This window comes from Roseofilum sp. SBFL (assembly GCF_017746885.1).
Lineage (GTDB): Bacteria > Cyanobacteriota > Cyanobacteriia > Cyanobacteriales > Desertifilaceae > Roseofilum.
This window is the reverse complement of record NZ_JAGHZH010000186.1, coordinates 23,269-41,487: the sequence shown is the minus strand read 5'-3', so window position 1 is coordinate 41,487 and position 18,219 is coordinate 23,269. Positions and strand designations below refer to the sequence as shown.

The window sequence follows — 18,219 nt, the reverse complement described above, 5'->3', positions numbered from 1 at the left end:
AGTTAAATCCCTGGTTTAGCAGATAATAAGGAGGCCGCTAACCAAGGACTCAATAATAAAATCAGGAACATGCGGGTCATTTGCATCGCCACCACTAAGCCCACATTGCCGCCAATTTCGATTACCGTGGCGGTTATTGCACTAATACCTCCTGGGGTTGTGCCTAAAATAGCGGTTAAGGTGTCGATATGGGTCAATTGATGAAATTCATAGCCAATGCCTAAACAAACGGCAATTAAGATCGTCACTAAACCCAATTGAATTACAACTGATTTCACCAGAGTTTGGGCAACTTGGCGATCGAATTTGAGACCGATGGATAATCCGAAGAGCAACAAACTGGCGGCAAAAATGGGATCGGGAACATGCAGGGGATAGGGAAGTATCCAGAAGGTGATTAAGCCCAGGAAAAAGGGGCCAAGAAAGACGGCGGCTGGCAATTTTATCCCTCTTCCTATGAGAAGACCGAGAATGCCACAGAGGGCTAAAATACCAAGGTTGAGGATCGGGGGAAGGGTTGCTGATGGGGTAGACATCTCTGGTAGAATCGCCAATTGACCGATCGTTTCGCTAGACGAGAAGGTGACAAGAGACGGCACAATCACAGATACCATGAGAATGCGCAAATATTGCAGAAAGGCAACGGCGATCGCATCTCCTCCTAAATCTTCACTGAGGGCAACTAAAGTCGGTCCTGCTCCCGGAATGCATCCTAACAAACTCGTTGCTTTGTCTATTCCAGCCCAACGACTGAGAAGATAACCATTCAATATACTCAATATCCCTGTAATGGTTATACAGCCGAGCAGAGGCAGGGCATATTCTTTCGCTAAAATCAGAGTATCAAAGGAGAAACGGGTAGCTGTTGTCAGGGCAATAATGGCTTGACCGAGAATGGAAAAAATCGGGGGGAGCGGTTGTGCTTCTCCTTTGAAAAGGGAATATACGAGACCAAAAATCATGGGGCCAACGAGCCAGGATACGGGAATATGAAGTTGGGTCAACAGGACAGCGGTAAGAGAGGCGATCGCCACTAAACCGATATAAGATAAGCTATTTTTGAGCTTATCCTGAAGTACTTCCCCTGAGGAGAGCTGTTCTGGCTGATTGGGTTCGGGAACATCGACCATATCATTGAGGTTAATCACAATTACTCTAGTCTCTTTCCTTGTACCAAATTTCGTAAGATATTGATAACTACTGGAGCAAAGGGTTCTAGTTTGTCCTGTTGGGGTTGGGCGAATTCGTTAATCACCCGTTCTAATCTTTCTTCACTCTCTATTTGTAACGTCTTTGGATTGCCATATTGGTTCGAGATCAAGATACAGTAATTTCTGCTATTTTTTTAGTCTTGATACTCAATTTATCAATGATATAGCGCTTTGCACTAGGGAATAGGCTTTTTGTACATAGCTGTGAGGATTCAACACTGTTCCTCATAACAGCGTTTTGCGCTGTATCTTAACACTTCCTTAAACTCGATCAGGAATAATAATGCTGTTTTTTCGTTAGACGATCACAGATAAAGGTTATGAAGAGAGTTCACCGATTAGTCTTGAGTGGTTTGATGGGTAGCGTCCTCGTTACTGGGATTGCAGTTCTGAAGCATCAACCGAGTATGGGAAATTGGATTGCACAGCGGACAGTGGTACTTGGGGAGATATTCCGCTTACCTCCTATCAGCTTAAAAACGGTACAAAATAACGCCATTGCCAATCAAGTACAGGACGATCGCGGTATTCGCATCGGTGGACTCTTTTCAGGATTAGATCATTCACCGAATGATCCAGATAATATATTTTATGCGATCGCTGATCGCGGCCCCAATGATCGCATCACTGTTGGCAACGAAAAGCGCCGCACGTTTCCCGTTCCTGATTATACCCCAGTAATCTACAAACTTTCCAGCAATAATGGACGGCTGGAATTCCTGGATGCAATTCCCATCCGCAACCAAGATGGAGAGCCAATTACCGGATTGCCAAATAACAGTAATGATGAAGTGCCTTATGATTTTAGCGCCCAAGTCCGGTTAAATTTAAATCCCAATGGATTGGATACGGAAGGGATTACGCGGTCTCCAGATGGTACATTTTGGCTCTGCGACGAATACAGCCCCAGTGTAGCCCATATCGCCGCCAATGGAACGATGGTGAGACGCTTAGTTCCTGAAGGGGTATCCCTAAATGCCGCTACTGATGTGCGGCAAGTATTACCAGCAATTTACACCCATCGCAGACTAAATCGAGGGTTTGAGGGTCTCGATCTGAATTTAAACGGCGATCGCCTATTTGTCGCTCTCCAAAGTCCTTTAGATTTTCCCACCAAAGAGATTGGACGAGCCTCTCAAATGATGCGCTTGTTGGTGATTAATACCCAAACCCTACAACCAATGGCAGAATAGGTCTACGTTGCCGAAACAGCCAATTCTTTTGGCACAGACAAACAAGGCGATATGAAATTAGGCGGAGTTGCTTATGTCAACCCAACTACCTTACTCCTAAGTCCTGTTAATTCCCTAAGTAATGAATTAGTATATTTAAAGTCATTGCTTCTTCACCAAACCTGTCAATGCTAAGTATCTCTTTTTGGAAAGTTGGATAACGGCTATCGCCAAGGAAGAGATGTTTAGCATTCCTATGAAGTAGATCAATAGAATGCGCTTGATCGGGGCGGCGATCACTTCTTAGGCAAACCCGTTAATGCAAACATTCTCTTTGCCATAGTCTCGGAGTGTCTGGATTTACAATGGCTTGATGAAGAAAGAGAAGAAACTCATCCTCGCACTTGCCGAAGAGTTTAAAATAGAAGCAATTGAGGAGTTTTTGCAACAGTATTTAGACTGAGAGAACGTTAACCAAGAGAATAGTTATGTCAAATAAAGGACAAATTTTAGCGGTTGATGATACCCCCGCCAATCTAAAAGTCATTAGTGAAACCTTACACAATGCAGGATATACTGTTGCCACAGCCATTGATGGCGATCGCGCTCTTAAACGCTTGCAACACTATCAGCCCGATTTAATTCTTCTTGATATCCAAATGCCTGGTATCGATGGTTTTGAAACCTGTCGCCGTCTCAAAGCAGATCCCCAAACCCAACATATTCCTGTTATTTTTATTACTGCACTTTCCGATACTATCAATAAGGTTAAAGGATTGGAAATTGGGGGCGTTGACTATATCACAAAACCTTTCGATCATACCGAACTTTTGGCTCTCATTAAAGTTCATATCAATCTCAAAAAAACACAACTGCAATTAATTCAAGAATCCAAACTCTCGACCTTAGGAGAATTAGTGGCAGGGATTGCTCATGAAGTCAACAATCCCATCACCTTTATCCATAGCAATCTTCAACATGCTGCTCAATATCATCGAGATATATTGCATCTTCTGGAATTAGACAAAACTGAATATCAAAATCCCTCTTCATTGATTAAAATTGGCAAAAAATATTGATTCACCCTTCCTAAAACAAGATTATTTCAATTTATTGGAATCGATGCAAGTTGGAACAGAATGAATTAAAGGAATTGTGCTTTCTTTACGTTCATTTGCTAAACTCGACGAATCCGAATGGAAACAAGCCGATCTTCATGAGGGTTTGAACAATACGTTAATATTATTGTCTTATCGCTTGCAGGCTAACTCGCATCGTAAAGCAATCACAATCAGCAAAGACTATGGAGAATTCCCGTTGATTTATTGCAATCTAGCTCAATTGAATCAGGTTTTCATGAATGTATTGGTCCATGCTATCGAAGCGATTGATGCCAAATATAGGAATGAAACAGAGCATCCGAAAGAACATCTGGAAGCCCCTAAAATCAGTCTTCATCCCGAAATAAATACAAGCAATAAAGAGTCGTTAATTTGCGTTAAAATCAAAGATAATGGAGTCGGGATATCCCCTCAAATTAAATCTCGAATATTTGAGCGATTTTTCACAACTAAATCCACAGGAAAGGAGACGGGCTTGGGGTTGGCAATCGCCCGTCAAATTGTCACAGAACAACAGGGTGGAACCATAACTTGTTCTTCAGAACTGGGACAAGGCACAGAATTGAGGATTTCTCTTCCTTTGCATAATATTAAGTCCGATTCAAGAGAGATATCCTAAAATCTTTAAAGCCAGGTTAGTGCCATATTTTGGCGCGATCGTCAGTTTGGGGAATTAAGGGTTAATTCTCTGTAAACTCGAAAGCCCCCCATACTCCTCTTCCTAGAACATAAAAAATGATACAAGAGATTAAACTATGAAAAGACGCGATATCTTGCGCTGGGGAACATCAGCCGCGTTGGGATGGAGTGCTGCTTCTGCATTGAAAGCCTGCCGTCGTTTGTCCCCATCTTCTCTCCTTCAACTATCCCTCGAAGAGACGCGTGGTTTGGAATCGGCGGGTGTCATCGGAACCGATGCTTATTACTTTCTCAAAGATGTCGGAAAAACCTTTTCCGGCACAACTCTGCGATTAATTATAGAAGATGTCCCTGCTACAAAAGCAGCTTGGGAATTGATGCAAGATGAATTTACTCCCCTAACGGGAATCGAAGTGCAATGGGATATATTACCCCTTGATCGCGTTCTGGGACGAATCGAGCAAGACATAGCTAGAGAAGCGGGAACCTACGACATCATGTATTGGGATCAGGCTTGGATCGGTCGTTTTGTCAATATTGGGATCAATCCCAAAGAATTGCTGGAAAATAGTGACCTGCGATATCCCAACTATGATTTTGAGGATTTTTTCCGGTCTTTGGTGGCTAATGTTGCGTCCTATCAAGGACAGTTGGCCGCAATTCCCTACGACATCCCCATATTTATCATGTTCTACCGCCCGGATGTTTTTGAGGAATTGGGGTTATCTGTGTCGACGACAATGATAGACTACTTGGCGACGATCAAAGTGATTAGCGAAGCCAAAGCCCCTCATATCTATGGAACGCTAGGACAGTGGAAAGTCGGGCATTACAGCTTGCATTGTAGTATGACCGCTTGGTTGTGGGCCCATGGCGGGTCAATTTATTATGCAGATGGAACTCCAGCCATTAACGACGATCAAGCGATCGCCGGAATTGAATATATGCTCGCTCAACGACCCTATGCTCCTCCCGCAGCAACAACCTGGGATTGGTATGGGGAAGCAGAAGCCTTTCGTCAAGGTCGCGCTGCTATCATGATCTCTTGGGGAGAATGGTTTCCATGGTTTGAAAGCTCATCGGGCTCCCCAATATCGGGAAGAGTGGCAGTAGCTCCTTGTCCCCAAGAAATTGCCCTACGTGCTGCCAGTGCATGCGGCTTTGGCGAAGTTCCGGGTATTAGTCATCAAGGAGGGAGTAGCTTGGCACTCTCTCGTTATAGCAAAAACCAAGATGCAGCATGGGTGTTTCTGCAATGGCTCACCAGTCCTGATGTCATTACCCGCACGGCGATTCTGAGTCAAACCAACAGCGTTCGCCGCAGCACCTACAGCGATCCTCGATTGCAACTTGGGTTTGGAGCTAACCCCCAGGTGACTAATTATTTTGATGTTACCCTGGATGCCATTGAAAATCGAATGGGAACGGAACCCCACCTCCCCAATTGGATTGATCTCGGTTTTGATTGTTTTCCGGTAGAACTCGGAAAACTAATGACCGACCAACAGAACATTAAAACGACCCTGCACAATATGGCAGAAGCTGCCGCTCGAGCCACAGAAGCCCTTTAAAATAGCGCTTCACGCTGGGAATTGATGAGTGGGTAATGGGGAAAACTCAATTTCTGACTTCCGATTCCCGACTCTCTAAGGCGTAGCACCGTAATTGAAAACCATGAAAGCTATCTCTCTCGAACGTTTCTTTAATCACTACAGCTTGCGCCATCAATTGTTAGGCGTGTTTTGCTTCATTGCTCTAACTCCCCTTGCAGGCTTTGCTTGGTGGAATTACCACACCATGCGGACAGACTTGATTGAATCGGCCAATCGATCCCTGGATACAGCCGCGTCCCAAACCGTAGTAACTCTTGATGTGTTGATACGCACTAATTTAACGGCTATTGCCATAGAGGCGCAACAAGAAACTTTTGCTACTTATTTGAGTACACCAAATTCTATCCTGAAAGAGCAAGCTCTTAACAGCCTAAATATCTTGATGGCGAAAGATAAAGTCTTTTTAGTTTCCTATGCTCTGCTCGATATTAATGGACAGAACCTCCTCGATACTTACTCCCTTCAGATCGGACAAAATGAGTCCGATCGCGATTATTTCCAAATTGCCCTCGAAACGGGAGAACCTATTGTTTCCAACATTGAATTTTCTGAGGTTGATGGCCAACCTTACCTCTATTTCAGCCAGTCTATCCGCGATCGCCAAACGGGAGAAGTAATGGGTGTCCTACGCAGTCAGTACAGCGCAGCTAAACTCCAACATCTCATACTTGAACATGAGAATTTAGCTGGTTCTCTTTCCTTTGCTCTCTTACTTGATGACCACAATTTGCGCTTGGCCCAAGGCTATCGTGATGATGGTGGCTTGCCTCAAGAACTGCGCTTTCAATTTCTCGCCCCTCCTGAATCGGAAACCCTTCAGGAGCTACAGGTAATGTATCGCTTGCCCCCATCCCTACCTACCGATCTCGCAACTCAACTGACACAATTTGACGAATTTGCTACCAATTTTAACCCCGATCGCCCCTACTTCACGACCATTCTTTCCCAAGAGAAGAACATAGAATATGCCGGAGCGATCGCACTGAGCCAAATCCTACCTTGGAAAGTTGCTTATTTGCGCCCAAAATCCGTTTTCCTCCAACCCATAAACACTCAAACCCGCAATAACCTCATTCTCGCTTTGGGAACGACCCTTGCCGCTATTGGGATAGGATTTGGTATGGCCAATGTGATTTCGTCTCCCATTCGACGATTGACGGCAATCGCTCGGCAAATCACCGATGGAAATTTAAACGCTCATGCCGATATTGTATCGGACAATGAAATTGGCGAATTAGCTCGCACGTTCAATACTATGACTGGACAACTGCGTTCTTCCATTGATAACCTTGAACAACGGGTGCGAGAGCGAACCTTGGAATTGCAAGTGGCCAAAGAAGAAGCCGATTCAGCCAATCACGCTAAGAGCGAATTCCTCGCCAACATGAGCCACGAACTTCGCACTCCTCTAAATGGTATTCTTGGCTACACTCAAATTTTGTCCTACACCGAACTCCCGACGCAAGAACAACGGGATGGCGTGAATATCATTCATCAGTGTGGTACTCATTTGCTCAGTCTGATTAATGATGTTTTAGACCTCTCTAAAATTGAAGCTCGCAAACTGGAGTTAGTCCCCAAACCTCTTCATCTGCCCTCCTTTTTACAAAACCTGGCACAGATGTGCCAGATTCGCGCTGAACTGAAAGGACTTGAATTTATCTATCAAACCAGTTCCCGTCTCCCAGAGAGCGTATCCATCGACGACAAGCGACTGCGACAAGTCTTGCTTAATCTGCTTGGGAATGCCATCAAATTTACTGAGCGCGGTTCAGTGAGGCTATTGGTGGATGTGGTGGAGTTGTCCGAAACCAAGGCCAATCTACTGGTTCAAGTAAGGGATACAGGGGTAGGGATCGCCCTAGAAGATAGGACGAAACTGTTTGAAGCTTTCGAGCAGATCGGCAATGTCCAGAAACAAGCGGAAGGAACTGGACTGGGACTAGCCATTTCTCAACGCATTGTCCATCTCATGGGAGGACAAATCAAAGTCAAAAGTGAACTCGGTCAAGGCAGTGAATTTTCCTTCACCCTCGATCTTCCCTTAGTTGATGATTGGGTACAACCACACCGAAGGATTAAAAGCAACTCTCGCATTATTGGCTATCAAGGAGAACACCGTACCATCCTGATTATCGATGACCATTGGGAGAATCGAGCTGTTCTTTCCAACCTCCTCAACCCCCTCGGATTCACAACCCTTGAGGCAGAAAATGGAGAAGAAGGGTTGAAAATGCTGCGGGAGCAACAACCAGATTTATTAATTACTGACCTTGCCATGTCTGTGATGGATGGTTTTAAGTTGCTCAAACACATTCGCACTACGGAGGACTTGCAGCACTACAAGATTGTTGTTTCTTCGGCATCTGTTACCCAAGCTGACGAACAAAAGGCCCTGGATGGGGGTGGCGATCGCTTCTTAGGCAAACCCATCAATGTGAAGGATCTCTTTGCTGCACTCTCGGAATGTTTGCATTTAGAATGGCTATACGAAGAGCAAGAAGAATCAAAGTTTTCACCAAAAAGCAGCAGACGAGGGGCAGAAAGAGGAGATATATCTATTCCTCCTCCTGAAGACCTCAATGTATTAATCGATCTCGCTCTCAACGCAGATCTATTCAGCATCTGCGATCGACTGGAAAGGTTGGATAGCTGCTATAAAGAGTTTGCTGCCCCTCTTCTTGAACTTACCAAAGAGTTTAAAATAGAAGAAGTTGAGACTTTATTAAAAGAATACCTAGATCAACAAAAAGAATGAAAATAGACACCAGAATTTTTATCTAAATTTATGTCAAAATTCATACAAGCACAAAGCCATATTGGCACTCTCATGTTTTCTCGAATTCGCATTCTTTTAATCATAGTCTTTGGTTTATCTGGTATTTTTTTTATGGGGCTTGCCAAAGCAAGACAAACCATAAAGGTCGGGTTCACAGATAACCCTCCTGGTGTGTTTTTGGATGAGAGTGGAGTACCTAAAGGATTATTTGTCGATTTACTAGAAGAAATTGCCAGACGAGAGAAATGGGACATTGAATATATACATGAAGACTGGAAAATCTTACTCAAAAAGCTAGAGAATGATGAGATTAACTTACTGGTCTCTATTTCTTATTCAGAAAAACGAGACCAGATTTTTGATTTTGTTAATGAACCTGTAGCCGTTAAGTGGGGGACGGTTTATGTCGCACCGAATAGCGATATAAAAATTTTACCCGATTTAGACCGAAAGCGAGTTGCCGCAGTTTCAGGAAGTATCCACAATCGTAATTTCAAGGCAATGACTCGTGATTTTGGGATTCAACCTGAAGTAATTGATGTAGCAGAAGCACCAACAGTTTTAGAATTAGTAGAAAGTGGAGAAGTAGATGCTGGAGTTATTAATAGCACGTTCGGATATCTTGAAGAAGAAAAGTATCGCATTGAAAGAACTGCTATCGTTTTTCATCCAACTCGCTCGACGTTTGCTACTCCAGAAAATAAATATGCCGATCTTCGTGAAACGATTGATGGTTATCTCAAGCAATGGAAAGAAGATCGACAATCTATTTATTATGAGTCTTATAATAATTGGTATGGAGGCAAAGAATTAGTCAAGGAAACTATTCCTAAATGGTTGATTTTTGTAGCCCTGGGAGGAACGACAGGTGTTATCGTTATTTTCTGTTGGAATCAAACTCTCACACGGGAGATCGAACAGCGCAAAGTCTTAGAATTTGAATTGCAAGCGGCAAAAGAAAAAGCAGAAGTTGCCAATCAAGCCAAAAGTGCTTTTATTGCTAACATGAGCCACGAATTGCGAACTCCCCTCAACGGTATTCTTGGCTATGCCCAAATCTTAGAGCGATCTCGTGTTTTACCCCCGAGAGAAAAAAAGCAGGTGGATGTTATTTATCAATCTGGTTATCATTTGCTAACTTTAATTAATGATATTCTCGATCTGGCCAAAATCGAAGCTCGAAAACTGGAAATATTGCCGGTTCCCGTCCATTTTCCTGCTTTACTCCAAAACGTTGTGGAAATGTGCAAAATTAAGGCTGAACAAAAAGGTCTTGATTTTATCTATCAATCCAGCAGCCGCTTACCAGATGGCGTTGCTATTGATCAAAAGCGTCTGCGTCAAGTCTTAATTAATTTGCTCGGTAATGCCATTAAGTTTACCGATTCGGGTACTGTCACCCTGCGAATTGATGTATTACAACAATCCGAGACAGATACCAAGCTTTTCTTTCAGGTCATGGATACTGGAGTCGGTATCACCGAAGGGGATCTGGCTAAATTGTTTGAAGAATTTGAACAAGTCGGCGATCGCCAAAAACAATCAGAAGGCACTGGACTCGGACTCGCCATCTCTCAGCGTATTGTCAATCTGATGGGGGGAAGCATTGAAGTGAAAAGCCAACTGGGCCAAGGGAGTGAATTCTCTTTTGTTATTGATGTTCCCAGAGTAGAGGATTGGGCACAAAAACAGAGGGAAATTCACAAGAGCAATAATGCTGGACATCACTGGTGTGATAATGCTGAACATCGCTGGCGCGATCGCATTATCGGCTATGCAGGAGAACGTCGGACTATCCTGATTGTCGATGACCGTTGGGAAAATCGAGCTGTGGTCTCCAACCTCCTCGAACCTCTAGGATTTGAAACCCTTGAGGCAGAAAATGGAGAAGAAGGGTTAAAACTCCTGCGGGAAGAGCAACCCGATTTATTAATTACTGACCTTGTCATGCCTGTAATGGATGGCTTTGAATTGCTCAAACGCATTCGGGCTGCCGAGGACTTATGGCATTATAAGATCGTTGTCTCCTCTGCATCTGTCACCCCAGCCGACCAACAAAAAGCTCTTGATGAAGGTGGCGATCGCTTCTTAGCCAAACCTGTCGATGCTCAGGATCTCTTGGCAGTACTCTCGGAATGTTTAAATTTAGAATGGCTTTACAAAGAGCAAGAAAAATCAGAATTATTGTCAAGAAACCAACCAGGATCACAAACGGGAGATATACTTATTCCTTCCCCCGAAGACCTCAAGATATTAATCGATCTTGCTCTCAAAGCCGATCTATTCAGTATCTGCGATCGACTGGAAAAGTTGGATAGCTCCTATCATACCAAATCCGGGTAGTACAGGTAGAGATGGATAGCAAGAAAATTGGGATTAGAACAGCATCTGTTTATTTTCTATACTATTCGGATTTGGTATCAAGAGTTTGCTGCCCCTCTTCTTGAGCTTGCTGAAGAGTTTAAAATAGAAGAAATTGAGATTTTATTGCAACAATATTTATCACAAGATGCAATTTAGGGGTATTGTAGCTTTACCCCAGTTTTTGAGATAGCTGCTATAGCATAGAAATGGAGAGTTAGGACAGTTTCTATTGCCTATTTCCTATTCCTTATTTTGTTAGAATTTAATTATGATGAAAACAAAGAACACGAGTATTTATGCTTAAAAGCTATCCTGATAAAGCGATCGCGAAACCCGGTTTTTTATTTTTGCAAGGAATATTATTCTTCTTCATCTTCACTTTTGGTCTACCCGGTTGTCAATCCCAACCCGAAGAACCTATTGCCCAAGAATTGGCGACAACCAATATTTAGAACGACTGTGATATCATTCTTGAATCTCAGGTTCAACTTCAGGCGTTCCCTTCAAGGCTTTGAGTTGGGTTTCAAGTTGTTCAATGCGCTCTAGTAACCGTTGATTGGTTTCTTGCAGTTGTTTGTGCTGACTGCTTAAATAAGGGTCGCTCTCCCACCAGTTAATACCAATTTCTTTGGCTTTATCGACAGAAGAAATTAAGAGGCGAATGCGAACATTGAGCAATTCCGTTGAACCGACAGAAACAGAAATATCACCAGCAATGACAACCCCTTTATCTAGTACTCTTTCGAGGACATCAGCGAGGGTTGAACTTTGGCTTGAGGTTAGGGGACGGGAGTTGGCAGGCACGGGGATAGAGAATGGGGAATGGGGAATAGGGAATGGGGAATGGGGAAAAACCAGTTTTCCCTTTCCTTCCATGAATTACTGGGTTATATATTTGCGCTCTTCATTGAGCCGGATTTTGCCTTGTTCCATTAAATGGCGCAAAATGTTGACGGTTTCGACTCGGTTTAATCCAACTGCACTTTCGATATCTGATAATTTGGCTCCTTGGCTTTGGTGTAAGAAGGTGTAAACTTTGTGTGCAGGTTGAGGCGCTTCGGGAGCAGCAGACGCAGGAGTAGGAGAAGGGGGCAGAGCGTTTTGAGGCTCAAAAAGGTTTTTCAACACCAAGTAAGCGGCTGAAAGGTCTAAGTCGGTGCGGGAGAGGAGGATATCTTCACAGATTTCCTGAAAGGGTTCTTGGTTAATAGCGATCGCAATTTGATGTTCGTGGCAAATCTTAGCAATCATTAATCCCGATCGCAAACCCATTGTTTTCTGAGTTCCCGTTTTCTGCTGAAATTCCATCACAATATTGACGATGGTTTGGGCTTCTTCCTGGATAATGCCAATTTTTTCCACTAAAATAGCCGTCTGGGTTTCGGCTTCGGGATCGGGCATATTCAAGGTTACCAGACGGTCTAAAAGCGCATCTTGGGTGGCATGAACCCCACAGTATTCTTCCGGGTTACTGGTAAAAATGGCGCGAAATTGGGGATGAACCCGAATATATTCGGAGCGACTGTTATTCGGAGGCAGAACCAGCAATTTTTCTTCTAAGGTCGATAACAGTACATTATTGACCTCTGGACGGGAGCGATTAAACTCATCGTAAACTAGGGTAAATCCTTCTTTAGCAGCTAGCGTCAACCGAGAATCTACCCAATTTTTTCGCAGCTCATCTTCGAGTTTTATGACACTGTGGATATAGTTATCAACCACTTTTTTACGGGTATACCCGGATTGGTTGCCAATCAGATCGGAGGTTTTGAGTTCATCATCCCCAAAAATAAGCATAATAGGGCGACTCAATAAATCTGCTAAGTGCAAGGCGAGAGTCGTTTTTCCTGTTCCTGCGGGGCCGCGCAAATGCACAGAAAACCCAGACTGGAGATAGCGCAGAGCGCGGTTTGTCAGTCGCTCAATAGTGGGCGTATTGACAAAGCCCTTAGAACGGGCATTGAGTAAAGTAGGCATAGGGAGTTACGTTAGAGTACGGAGTACAGGCGATCGCGCTGAGTCACCATGCCTTTTTTGATCAGCGATCTCAAAGTATCGACTGCTTGTACACGGTTAATCCCTAGGGCTTCTTCGATCGCTGTTAATCGCGATGCGGGAGTCTTGCGTAAGAAATTATAAACTTGTTCTTCTTCCGTAGAAAGATAGTTTACATTTTTTTTATCCGCTTTTTGCAGTACCTGTTCTGGGGTTGGGGGAGGAGTGAGCGAAGGAGTGATCGGAATCGGTTGGGGAAGAGAGACGGCTGGCTTAGGCACTGCTCCTTTGGCGATCGAAATCGATCGCTTGGATCTAAAAATGGGTTTAGGTTTAACGGCTTGTGCTGGCACTGCCACCGGTGTATCACCCCAAACCGCTTGGTAGAGATTTTGGCGATACGCTTGTAAGCTCTGGATAAACCGATCGAGTTCCCCTTGCAGGACTTGGTAGCTCTCCTGCTGTTGTTGACGATTCTCCTGTAGAGTTTTTTTCACCTCTGTTTTGCGGGTCTGAATCTCAGCTATCCGCTCCTGACGCTTTTGCTCGAGGTGTTGGCGATAGCTGTCCATTTGCAGATGAAGATCTTCGATAAACTCAGCGAGATCTTCCTGAAGGTCTCCGTAGCGCTGTTGACGACTCTGACGAGCTGTCTGCAACAAGTTTCGGGTTTCAGTTTGCAAACGCTCCAGGGTCTCTTGGAGGGTGGTGGCGATCCGATCGCTCATCAGGGACCGTTCTGTGGTGCAAGTTTCCAAAAAGTCTTCGATCCAGTCCTGCAAATTCTGGGTGTAGGTTTGCAAGGCAATCTGTTGCTGTTGCCCTTGGAAACGTCGATCAGCTTCAGCCTGGGCCAATGTTGTCCGAAATTGCCGCAGTTGGTTTTGGAGTTGTGCCGTTGCTGCTTGACGCTGGTCATTTAGGGTCTTAATCTGAGTTTGCACTGCCTCCTTTCGCCAGCGTGCTTCAGTTTGGCGTTGTTCTCTTTGCGATCGCCACTCATCTTTAAGCGCCATAGTCTTTTGATCCCCTCCCCTAGAGAGCTTCGTTATCAGACCGCCATTCTAAAACTCAGAGGAAATAGAAACCCGTTTCTATTTCCTCTAAGGGTAGACATACCTCTTGAAAGCCAGTTTAATCCCGAACTTTAAACGGCTGGGACAGCAGCTTGAGCCGTTAGACCCACTGCTTCAGCATATTTGAGGTAAGTTTCAACCGAAGCAATAACCACCCGAGCTTCAATGGCCAGCAGTTCAATTCCCACTAAGGAGACCCGAACCCAAGCATCGATCACAATCCCTTTATCAAGGATGCGATCGACCACTTCTCCGAGACTCGATGAAGAGTTTACTTTTTCAACAGCCATAATTAATCTTCCCCTATTTGAATTGGGCGATGGTTCCGAGAGCCAAGCTTATACCGCTTAGGTAAAAGTGTTCTTGATGGATCACCAATGACCTGAATTAGGCTCAATAGTTATTTATTTTATCCGACAATGGAGGAATATCTGTGAAAATTCTCCTACACTTTACTTAAATTCATTATTTGTATTGCTAGAGTGCCTTTTCCCTCCTACAAATTGCTATAGTGCGAAGCGCTATATGTCAGAATGAACTCACATCCTCCGACCCCAGCAAACCAAGAAACAAGCTCCATGGAACGGCTGCTTAACCAACGATATCAATTTATTAAAACCCTTGGCTCCAACCAGCTTGGTCAAACTCACCTGGTTGGCGATACCCATCTTCCAGGACATCCTCGATGTGTCGTCAAGCAATTAAAGCTTCCTGGTAATAATCCCAAAACCTTAGAATTCAGTTTAATTTTACTTAATAAGAAGGCAGAAGCCCTCAAAAGTCTTGGTACTCATCCCCAAATCCCTAAACTGCTCGATTATTTTGAAGAGAGCCAAAGTTTTTATCTAGTGGAAGAGTTTATTGTTGGTACTTCTTTGCGCGATCAATTGGAATCTCAGCCCCAATGGACAGAAGCCCAAGCGATCGCCTTGCTCGAAGAAGTGTTACAAATCTTATCTTTTGTCCATAGTCGTGGATTGATTCATCGCTCCATTAAACCATCCAAATTAATTCGCCGTAAATCAGACGATCGCATGGTGCTAACGGGATTTGGTATTTTTAAGGAGATTGGTACTCAAGTGATGCGCTCTCAACAACAACTGTTGAAAGCTCAAAGAAATGGTTCAGTGGTTTATGTGTCCCCAGAACAAGACCAAGGACAAGCCCATTTTAATAGCGATCTCTATTCGTTAGGCATAATTGGGATTCAATTACTCAGCGGTCAAAGTATTTTAGAATTGTCGACATTGAGGAGTAAAGCGACCCAGGATTGGCAAGATGGGGTTAAAGCGAATCCAGATTTGATCTCTATTCTGAATAAAATGGTAGCTCCGGACACAAAAGAACGCTATCAATTAGCCACCAGGATCTTAGAGGATTTAGCTACTTTACAACCGGGTAAGGTGAGTGCGCCTTTAGTGCGCTCTGAAACCCCTCCATTGGTTCCCCAAGGACAACCCCAGGAACCCAAAATTGATTATGAGGAGGTAACCTCCGTGACTCCCCTGAATCCGTTCCAAGCAAAGCGTTATTTATTACCCTTAAGTGTGGTCTTAGGCAGTTTGATTTTGCTGGGGATCGCCTTGGGATCGAGTCGTTTTTCTTTATCAGGGTTGAGTCGCAATAGTCTGAAGGAGGCTCAAAAGTATGCTCAAGAGGGGAATCTAGATGAGGCACTAAAGTCCTATAGTCAGGTGATCGCCAAACAGCCAAAAAAGGGAGAGGCTTATTACCAACGTGCTTTGATTTATCAGGATCGAGATAATCTTGAGGCAGCTTTGGAGGACTTTACCCAGGCAATTTTGCTATCGAGTAACCTCACTGAGTCCTATTATCAGCGGGGCAATATCCGATTTGAATTGGGCGATCGCCAAGGAGCTAAGGCTGATTATACTGAAGTCCTTGCCCTCGATCCGAGTTTTGTCCCGGCTTATGTGAATCGGGGTAGCGTATTATCGGATTTAGGGGATGATAAAGGGGCTATTCTGGACTACACTCAAGCCCTGGAACTGGAGCCAACTTTGAGCGCAGCCTATTTGAATCGCTGTTTATCTTGGTCAAATGTGGGAGATCAGGAGCGGGCTATCTCCGATTGTACCCAGGCTATCAATCTAGAGCCGACAGATGGTTTAGCCTATCAAAATCGAGGGTTAGCCCGGCGGAAAAAACAAGATTTTCAGGGGGCGATCGAGGATTACAATATTGCGATTCGCCTCGATCCGGACGATCCAGTTCCCTATCATAATCGGGGATTAACGCGGTTAGATTTAGGGGATACTCAAGGGGCAATTTCTGATTTTACTAGAGCGATCGAACGCAAGTCCGATTTTGCCCTCGCCTATTATGACCGAGGATTAGCTTACATGAAGCGAACGCAAACGGATAAGGCGATTTCAGATCTACAAAAAACTGCCCAACTCTGTTCGAGTATGGGCAGAGTCGGGTGCTATGAAGATGCGACATATCAATTGGATCAATTACCTTCTTCTGGAGAGGTTACGCCATAATCCGCCGTCTTCCTGTACCCCCTCTCGGAGTTTCACCTCCTCGACGGTTGTATCTATATCCATAGAGGATTTCTGTAGACTCGGAGGTATCAACCGATAGAGTGGATACTTCCGAGGAAGAGAGTGGAGTCATGGCGATCGTATTCACCAAGAACAGGGGGGAAACCAGTAAAGAGAGCAGAGTTTGCATTAGATGCCATCAGAAAGCTTCTATACTCTCTTTACGGGCACAATTACCCCGATCCGGAAGATGCGTTTTTTTCCTTAGATATTCTCTTCAGAATTCAGAAATATTGTTCAATTCAAGCGATCGCCCTCTCCAAAAGTAATCTTGAAGAGAGAGTGGGATCTCAGATTCGCACTTGAGTCACAGAAATTTTACCGGAAAAACAGATATCTACATCTGTGCCTGGAGTGCGATCGCGTCGATCGTAATTTCCACAGTACAGATACTCATCCCCGTTGATTCGATACTGGAGCGGTAACGGTTTCTTACTCAAGGGACAAAATACCATTTCTGGTTCTGGAGAACCAGCTTCAAGATGGGGAATATTCACATTCCAGAAACATCCTGGCTCCAGAGGATGGGAAAACAGCTTAGATAAAATATGGGCTGTCCATTGCGTCGTTCGTTCCCAGTCAATTTCTAAAGGGCGCTTGATCCAGTGGGAAATGGCAATACCAGGAATTCCATGAAAAGCGGCTTCCCGCACCGCAGCAACGGTTCCAGACATATACACATCCACCCCCATATTTCCCCCAGCGTTCACCCCAGAGAGAACCCAATCAATCTCCTGATTCAATTGGGGTTGCAATTGGGCGATCGCCAAGCGGGTACAATCAGCAGGAGCGCCCTGGACAGCATATTCAGTTGGCGATCTCTCTTCCATCTTCAGGGGTTTGTAGGTTGTCGTTTGATGGCTACACCCAGAATATTGTACTGTGGGAGCAACGATAATCCCCTCACCCTCAACAGCATCATGGAGGGCACGAATACCAGGAGCATCAATCCCATCATCATTGGTTAAAATTATCATTAGTCAAATTATCAGTTATTGTCTATAATTGCCACCGACAGTCATCCAGCCCACCAAGTCGTCTTGAGTGCGAACTCGGACATATTCTTGGCGACCGTAGTAAAAAGTATTTCTCCAGTTAACGATGATCGGTTCGCCCCGATAAACGGTGCGGATGCGATCGCCCTGATTATTGTAAATGCCCGAAGTAACTGTCACTCGTTCGCGGGAACCTCGACGCACCGGATCGTTATAATCCACCCCTGGAGGACCAAAAAAACCGCCACCCCCCGGATTTTGAGCATAATTGGTTTCAAACCGCGCTCGACACCCATTTCTTACCCAAACAAATCCATTCCCAAACCCCCAATTTCCGATGCAAGAGGCTGTGGAATATTGCTCCACTAACGTTATACCATTACGAGTATCGACGGGGCAGTTAGCCGGTTGAGCATCGTGACTTTCACAGCGTACAGATTGAGAGGGTCTTTGGGCAGTGGCGGGTTGCACGTTGATGGCGCTTATGCCTACCATCACACTAGAGGATAAAGCCGCTGTAAGACAAGATTGGAGAACTCGACGCATAGTTGGGTTAGTCAGCATGATAGAGAATCCGAGTTGATTTTACCATTCTCTACTATTGACGGGTTTCTGAGCCGTGAGTGCCAGATGGGAGAATACAGCACTTTGGGCTGTGATTGAGGAATTTGGGAAGGAGTAGACGGC

General features: G+C 44.5%; 17 protein-coding genes. 9 read left to right on the top strand and 8 right to left on the bottom strand.

Annotation, left to right across the window (positions count from 1 at the left end):
• Positions 1-2: 2 nt before the first annotated feature.
• Positions 3-1,148 carry an AbrB family transcriptional regulator gene (locus tag J7545_RS20870; RefSeq protein WP_318700625.1) on the bottom strand — a complete coding sequence of 382 codons (1,146 nt, stop codon included), beginning with the start codon at positions 1,146-1,148 and terminating at the stop codon, positions 3-5.
• Between the two features lie 383 nt (positions 1,149-1,531).
• Between J7545_RS20870 and J7545_RS20865 the strand changes: the two genes are divergently transcribed.
• The 8 genes from J7545_RS20865 to J7545_RS20830 all read left to right on the top strand — a co-directional run bounded on the left by J7545_RS20865 (position 1,532) and on the right by J7545_RS20830 (position 11,351).
• Positions 1,532-2,404: an esterase-like activity of phytase family protein gene (locus tag J7545_RS20865; protein WP_318700624.1), complete on the top strand. Its 873-nt coding sequence runs from the start codon at positions 1,532-1,534 to the stop codon at positions 2,402-2,404.
• Between the two features lie 467 nt (positions 2,405-2,871).
• On the top strand, positions 2,872-3,462 hold the full coding sequence (locus tag J7545_RS20860; RefSeq protein WP_318700623.1) for a response regulator: 591 nt from the start codon (positions 2,872-2,874) through the stop codon (positions 3,460-3,462).
• A 76-nt stretch (positions 3,463-3,538) separates the two neighbouring features.
• Complete coding sequence (locus J7545_RS20855) at positions 3,539-4,123, top strand: HAMP domain-containing sensor histidine kinase (protein WP_318700622.1); 585 nt, start codon at positions 3,539-3,541, stop codon at positions 4,121-4,123.
• 136 nt (positions 4,124-4,259) lie between these two features.
• Positions 4,260-5,714 carry an ABC transporter substrate-binding protein gene (locus tag J7545_RS20850; RefSeq protein ID WP_318700621.1) on the top strand — a complete coding sequence of 485 codons (1,455 nt, stop codon included), beginning with the start codon at positions 4,260-4,262 and terminating at the stop codon, positions 5,712-5,714.
• Positions 5,715-5,817: 103 nt separating this feature from the next.
• On the top strand, positions 5,818-8,514 hold the full coding sequence (locus J7545_RS20845) for an ATP-binding protein (RefSeq protein ID WP_318720092.1): 2,697 nt from the start codon (positions 5,818-5,820) through the stop codon (positions 8,512-8,514).
• A 30-nt stretch (positions 8,515-8,544) separates the two neighbouring features.
• Positions 8,545-10,878 (top strand): ATP-binding protein, encoded by a 2,334-nt coding sequence (locus J7545_RS20840; RefSeq protein WP_318700619.1) that lies wholly within the window; start codon positions 8,545-8,547, stop codon positions 10,876-10,878.
• Positions 10,879-10,905: 27 nt separating this feature from the next.
• Positions 10,906-11,055, top strand: coding sequence for a hypothetical protein (locus tag J7545_RS20835; RefSeq protein WP_318700618.1), 150 nt, complete (start codon positions 10,906-10,908; stop codon positions 11,053-11,055).
• Positions 11,056-11,195: 140 nt separating this feature from the next.
• Positions 11,196-11,351 carry a hypothetical protein gene (locus J7545_RS20830; protein WP_318700617.1) on the top strand — a complete coding sequence of 52 codons (156 nt, stop codon included), beginning with the start codon at positions 11,196-11,198 and terminating at the stop codon, positions 11,349-11,351.
• A gap of 13 nt (positions 11,352-11,364) precedes the next feature.
• Here J7545_RS20830 and J7545_RS20825 read toward each other — a convergent pair whose 3' ends face one another.
• From J7545_RS20825 to gvpA, 4 genes are all read right to left on the bottom strand, one after another.
• Complete coding sequence (locus J7545_RS20825) at positions 11,365-11,775, bottom strand: gas vesicle protein (RefSeq protein WP_318700616.1); 411 nt, start codon at positions 11,773-11,775, stop codon at positions 11,365-11,367.
• A 3-nt stretch (positions 11,776-11,778) separates the two neighbouring features.
• Positions 11,779-12,876, bottom strand: a complete 1,098-nt coding sequence (gene gvpN / locus J7545_RS20820; protein WP_318700615.1) for a gas vesicle protein GvpN — start codon at positions 12,874-12,876, stop codon at positions 11,779-11,781.
• Between the two features lie 11 nt (positions 12,877-12,887).
• The gene (locus tag J7545_RS20815; RefSeq protein ID WP_318700614.1) at positions 12,888-13,910 is read right to left on the bottom strand and encodes a hypothetical protein; all 1,023 of its coding nucleotides are present in this window, start codon (positions 13,908-13,910) and stop codon (positions 12,888-12,890) included.
• 131 nt (positions 13,911-14,041) lie between these two features.
• Positions 14,042-14,260, bottom strand: coding sequence for a gas vesicle structural protein GvpA (gene gvpA, locus J7545_RS20810; protein WP_283753117.1), 219 nt, complete (start codon positions 14,258-14,260; stop codon positions 14,042-14,044).
• A 288-nt stretch (positions 14,261-14,548) separates the two neighbouring features.
• Here gvpA and J7545_RS20805 point away from each other — a divergent pair, with 288 nt between their 5' ends.
• A complete protein-coding gene (locus J7545_RS20805) occupies positions 14,549-16,477 on the top strand; it encodes a serine/threonine-protein kinase (RefSeq protein WP_318720091.1) in 1,929 nt (642 codons plus the stop codon).
• On the opposite strand, the gene J7545_RS20800 is transcribed toward J7545_RS20805, so the two are convergent.
• The 3 genes from J7545_RS20800 to J7545_RS20790 all read right to left on the bottom strand — a co-directional run bounded on the left by J7545_RS20800 (position 16,467) and on the right by J7545_RS20790 (position 18,078).
• The gene (locus J7545_RS20800) at positions 16,467-16,667 is read right to left on the bottom strand and encodes a hypothetical protein (protein WP_318700612.1); all 201 of its coding nucleotides are present in this window, start codon (positions 16,665-16,667) and stop codon (positions 16,467-16,469) included. The genes J7545_RS20805 and J7545_RS20800 overlap by 11 nt on opposite strands.
• 160 nt (positions 16,668-16,827) lie before the next feature.
• Positions 16,828-17,514 (bottom strand): 5'/3'-nucleotidase SurE, encoded by a 687-nt coding sequence (gene surE, locus J7545_RS20795; protein ID WP_318700611.1) that lies wholly within the window; start codon positions 17,512-17,514, stop codon positions 16,828-16,830.
• 15 nt (positions 17,515-17,529) lie between these two features.
• Positions 17,530-18,078 carry a DUF3011 domain-containing protein gene (locus J7545_RS20790; protein ID WP_318720090.1) on the bottom strand — a complete coding sequence of 183 codons (549 nt, stop codon included), beginning with the start codon at positions 18,076-18,078 and terminating at the stop codon, positions 17,530-17,532.
• Positions 18,079-18,219: the final 141 nt, after the last annotated feature.

What these genes read in the sequence shown, in the direction of transcription:
- J7545_RS20840 (WP_318700619.1), top strand. Translation starts at nt 8,545, where the DNA reads ATGTCAAAATTCATACAAGCACAAAGCCATATTGGCACTCTCATGTTT.
- J7545_RS20800 (WP_318700612.1), bottom strand. Translation starts at nt 16,667, where the DNA reads ATGCAAACTCTGCTCTCTTTACTGGTTTCCCCCCTGTTCTTGGTGAAT.
- gvpA (WP_283753117.1), bottom strand. Translation starts at nt 14,260, where the DNA reads ATGGCTGTTGAAAAAGTAAACTCTTCATCGAGTCTCGGAGAAGTGGTC.
- J7545_RS20850 (WP_318700621.1), top strand. Translation starts at nt 4,260, where the DNA reads ATGAAAAGACGCGATATCTTGCGCTGGGGAACATCAGCCGCGTTGGGA.
- J7545_RS20860 (WP_318700623.1), top strand. Translation starts at nt 2,872, where the DNA reads ATGTCAAATAAAGGACAAATTTTAGCGGTTGATGATACCCCCGCCAAT.
- surE (WP_318700611.1), bottom strand. Translation starts at nt 17,514, where the DNA reads ATGATAATTTTAACCAATGATGATGGGATTGATGCTCCTGGTATTCGT.
- J7545_RS20830 (WP_318700617.1), top strand. Translation starts at nt 11,196, where the DNA reads ATGCTTAAAAGCTATCCTGATAAAGCGATCGCGAAACCCGGTTTTTTA.
- J7545_RS20805 (WP_318720091.1), top strand. Translation starts at nt 14,549, where the DNA reads ATGGAACGGCTGCTTAACCAACGATATCAATTTATTAAAACCCTTGGC.
- J7545_RS20865 (WP_318700624.1), top strand. Translation starts at nt 1,532, where the DNA reads ATGAAGAGAGTTCACCGATTAGTCTTGAGTGGTTTGATGGGTAGCGTC.
- J7545_RS20790 (WP_318720090.1), bottom strand. Translation starts at nt 18,078, where the DNA reads ATGCGTCGAGTTCTCCAATCTTGTCTTACAGCGGCTTTATCCTCTAGT.
- J7545_RS20825 (WP_318700616.1), bottom strand. Translation starts at nt 11,775, where the DNA reads ATGGAAGGAAAGGGAAAACTGGTTTTTCCCCATTCCCCATTCCCTATT.
- J7545_RS20815 (WP_318700614.1), bottom strand. Translation starts at nt 13,910, where the DNA reads ATGGCGCTTAAAGATGAGTGGCGATCGCAAAGAGAACAACGCCAAACT.
- gvpN (WP_318700615.1), bottom strand. Translation starts at nt 12,876, where the DNA reads ATGCCTACTTTACTCAATGCCCGTTCTAAGGGCTTTGTCAATACGCCC.
- J7545_RS20845 (WP_318720092.1), top strand. Translation starts at nt 5,818, where the DNA reads ATGAAAGCTATCTCTCTCGAACGTTTCTTTAATCACTACAGCTTGCGC.